Consider the following 4,006-nt stretch of genomic DNA (forward strand, 5'->3'; position numbering starts at 1 on the left):
AGAGGACCCTCGAGCCGGGCCCCAGTTGGCGTCTATACTGCACACCAAGACGCCTTCCTTTCAGGGCCCGGCGGTGGCGCCGTCAGGCGACGGAGGTTAGCTGGTGGAAGCGCCGCAGGCTGAATTTTTGCGGCGTCAGCCGCTGGGCCTCAACTCTCAACTCTCAAATCTCAACTCTTTCTTTTTCGCTGCAGGTGAATCCTCTCGATTTCGTTCCTTTCTTTGCGGCTCCTTCCCTATCTATGCTATAATTGATAAAGATTTTCTGTATTAAAGAAATCAAAGCAATAAGGAAGTGTGTCTATGAAGATTACTACGGAAGAAGCAAAGAAGATCGCCCTCCTTTCCCGTTTGGAGTTCTCTCCGGAGGACCTGGAAAAGATGCGTGACTCCATGAACAGCATTTTGACCTACATGGAAGAACTGAACCAGTATGACACCACCGATGTGCCGCCTACGGTACATGCAGTGGAACAGTACAATGTAATGCGGGAAGATGAACCCCATACATCCTTTACGAACGAAGAAGCACTGATGAATGCGCCGGACAGCGAGGACGGCTATTTCAAGGTGCCGAAAATTATTTAAGGAGGAAGAGCAGTGAAGTATACCATTCATGATCTCCATGAGCAGCTGGTGAAGAAAGAAATCTCCGCTGTGGAACTGACGAAGAAAATCATTGCTCACCGTGACGCTGTGGAAGGTGACATCCATGCTTACCTGTCCACCAGCGATGAAAGTGCGCTGAAGACAGCGGCCCTGGTGGATGAAAAAATCGGCAGGGGAGAGGAAATCTCCGATCTTGCCGGCATCCCGGGCGCCATTAAGGATAATATGTGCATCAAGGGAGAAACCTGCACTGCCGCATCGAAGATGCTGGAACACTGGGTATCCCCCTATGACGCCACGGTCATTGAAATGCTGAAGAAGGAAGACTACATTTCCCTGGGTAAGACAAACATGGATGAATTCGCCATGGGTTCCTCCACGGAACGGTCTGCCTTCGGACCTTCCAGAAATCCCTGGAATACGGACTATGTACCCGGCGGTTCTTCCGGTGGTTCTGCGGCTGCTGTGGCAGCTACCGAAGCTATCTGGGCCCTGGGCTCCGATACCGGCGGATCCATTCGCCAGCCTGCTTCCTTTAACGGCATTGTGGGCCTGAAACCCACCTACGGCCTCGTTTCCCGTTACGGCCTCCTGGCTTTCGCGTCCTCCCTGGACCAGATCGGACCCCTCACAAAGGACGTCACCGATGCGGCCATCGTACTGAACGCCATTGCCGGCCACGATGAAAGGGATTCCACCTCCATTCCCCAGGAAAAGAAGGATTACAGGAAGGCCCTCGTCCGGGATGTGAAGGGCATGAAGATCGGCGTTCCGAAGGAATTCTTCGGAAAGGGCATTAAGGAAGAAACAAAGAATGCCATTCACGACGCTCTTGCTTTCTATGAAAAGGAAGGCGCTGAAATCGTGGATGTTTCCATTCCCCATATCAACAGCGGCGTGTCCGTGTACTACATCATCGCCCCGGCAGAAGCCAGCTCCAACCTGGCCCGGTACGACGGCGTTTCCTATGGTTTCCGTGCCGAAGGAGGCAAGGATATCATCGACATGTACATCAAGACCAGAAGCCAGGGATTCGGCGAAGAAGTCAAGCGCCGTATCATGCTGGGGAACTATGTACTGTCCGCCGGCTACTACGATGCCTACTACCTGAAGGCCCTGAAGGTAAGAACCCTCTTGAAGCAGGAATTTGATGAAGCCTTCAAGAAATGCGATGTCATCGCTGCGCCTTCTGCCTCCGGTACATCCTTCAAGTTCGGTGCTTTCTCGGATCCCCTGTCCCTGTACATGGAAGATATCTGCACGGTGCCGGTAAACCTCATCGGTGCACCGTCCATCAGCATCCCCGTGGGATTCAAGGACGGCATGCCCCTGGGTATGCAGCTCATCGGCAAGACCCTGGGAGAAGAAACCATTCTCCGCACCGCCTATACCTTTGAACAGGCCCATCCTGAACTGACAAAGACCGCGCCGAAAGGAGAGATTAAGGAATGAAATACGAAGCAGTCATCGGCCTGGAAGTCCATACGGAACTCCAGACAAAAACAAAAATCTTCTGCAGCTGTAAGACATCCTTCGGCGCAGACCCCAATACCAATGTGTGCCCTGTATGCCTGGGCCTTCCCGGCGTGCTGCCGGTACTGAACAAGAAAGTACTGGAATACGCTGTACGGGCCGGCTTGGCACTGAACTGTGAAATTTCCCGGTTCAGCAAATTCGACCGGAAGAACTACTACTATCCGGACCTGCCGAAGAACTTCCAGACTTCCCAGTTTGACCTGCCTATCTGCGAACACGGATACCTGGACGTGGAAGTGGAAGGGGAGAAGCGGAGAATCCGCATCACCCGTGCCCACATGGAAGAAGACGCCGGAAAGCTCGTACACCACGGCACTTCCATCACCGACTCCGATTACTCCCTGGTAGACTATAACCGTACCGGCACGCCGCTTCTGGAAATCGTTTCGGAACCGGATATGCGGTCTGCCAAGGAAGCGGTGGCTTACATGGAAAAGATGAGAGCCATCCTCCAGTACGTAGGCATTTCCGACTGCCGCATGGAAGAAGGGAGCCTGCGCTGCGATGCCAACGTTTCCGTCCGTCCTGTGGGCCAGAAGGAACTGGGCACCAAGACAGAAATCAAGAATATCAACTCCTTCAAAGGCGTAGAACGGGCTATCGAATACGAAGCCATGCGTCAGGCTGAGCTCCTGGAAGATGGGGGCAAGGTGGTCCAGGAAACCAGAACCTGGGACGAAAAAGAAGGGGTCACCAAGTCCATGCGGACCAAGGAAGAAGCCAACGATTACCGCTACTTCCCGGAACCGGACCTGGTACCATTCACCGTAAGCGATGAATACATCGAAAACATCCGCAAATCCCTGCCGGAACTGCCGGATGCCCGGAAGGAACGGTACATGAAGGATTTCGGCCTGTCCTCGGAAGACGCTGTCTTCATGACCAACGACAAGGCTACGGCGGACTACTTCGAAGCCTGCGTGGATGCAGGCGCCGATCCCAAGGCTGCGGTGAACTGGCTCATGGGCGAATTCGCCAGCCAGCTCTCCAATGATAATATCGAAATCGCCAAAGCCCCGGTATCCGCTGAAAACCTGGCGGGCCTCCTGAAGCTGATTTCCAAAGGCACCATTTCCGGAAAGATCGCGAAGAAAGTATTCGCCACCATGTGGAAAGAAGGGGGCAAGGCGGAAGACATCGTCAAAGCCCAGGGCCTCGTCCAGATTTCCGACACCGGCGCCCTGCAGGCCCTGGTGGATAAGGTGGTCAGCGAAAACCCGAAGGCCGTAGAAGACTTCAAAGCGGGCAAGAAGAAAGCCGTAGGCGCCCTGGTAGGCCAGATCATGAAGGCCACCAGAGGCAAGGCCAACCCGAGAGTCATCAACGAGCTCCTGAATAAGAAACTTGCATCCTTATGAATGAGAATGAAACCATGAAAAACGATGACCACGCTGAGGTCCACGAAGAACCGAGAACCATGTCCGACGACGAAGTCCATGACTACAACGGACTCACCCTGAACGAACAGGGGGAAGAGGAAAAGAAGGAAGAGCCGGATGACGGATTTACCATCCACATCCATTCCTTCGATATCCACCACATTCCCTGGTGGAAAAAAGCCCTCATCGCTGTGGGCGCCGTGGCCTGCTTCGGTATCTTCATCCTTCTCGCCATCGCGACGGCCTGGATCGTCCTCGTAGGGGGAGCCATCGTCCTGGGGGCGGCGCTCATCCTGTACCTGGTCAGAAAATACATACTGTAAAGGAAATCCCTCCTGCTGTATAAGCGGGAGGGATTTTTTCGCATGGGTGAGGGGTGTGCGTTCGTATGGGGACCTTGAGCTCGTCAGGCCCTGCGGGGCGAATGAGATCGAGACTGAGGTCGAGATCGAGGAAGATGGGGCCGGAGGCCCTGGGGGTCT

Annotated in this window: 4 protein-coding genes; all 4 read left to right on the forward strand. The window is 54.2% G+C overall.

The features are described 5' to 3' along the window. Positions 1-303: 303 nt before the first annotated feature. The 4 genes from gatC to QZR21_RS08420 are packed head-to-tail and all read left to right on the forward strand — an operon-like array spanning position 304 to position 3,847. The gene (gene gatC / locus QZR21_RS08405) at positions 304-588 is read left to right on the forward strand and encodes an Asp-tRNA(Asn)/Glu-tRNA(Gln) amidotransferase subunit GatC (protein ID WP_296096970.1); all 285 of its coding nucleotides are present in this window, start codon (positions 304-306) and stop codon (positions 586-588) included. Between the two features lie 12 nt (positions 589-600). Continuing rightward, positions 601-2,061: an Asp-tRNA(Asn)/Glu-tRNA(Gln) amidotransferase subunit GatA gene (gatA, locus tag QZR21_RS08410; RefSeq protein WP_296096972.1), complete on the forward strand. Its 1,461-nt coding sequence runs from the start codon at positions 601-603 to the stop codon at positions 2,059-2,061. Next, a complete protein-coding gene (gene gatB, locus QZR21_RS08415; RefSeq protein WP_296096975.1) occupies positions 2,058-3,503 on the forward strand; it encodes an Asp-tRNA(Asn)/Glu-tRNA(Gln) amidotransferase subunit GatB in 1,446 nt (481 codons plus the stop codon). Before gatA ends, gatB begins: the two co-directional genes overlap by 4 nt. Beyond that, positions 3,500-3,847 (forward strand): hypothetical protein, encoded by a 348-nt coding sequence (locus QZR21_RS08420; protein WP_296096977.1) that lies wholly within the window; start codon positions 3,500-3,502, stop codon positions 3,845-3,847. Before gatB ends, QZR21_RS08420 begins: the two co-directional genes overlap by 4 nt. The last annotated feature ends 159 nt before the right edge of the window (positions 3,848-4,006 follow it).

Source organism: uncultured Dialister sp., from assembly GCF_900541605.1.
In the GTDB taxonomy this organism is placed as follows: Bacteria; Bacillota; Negativicutes; order Veillonellales; family Dialisteraceae; genus Dialister.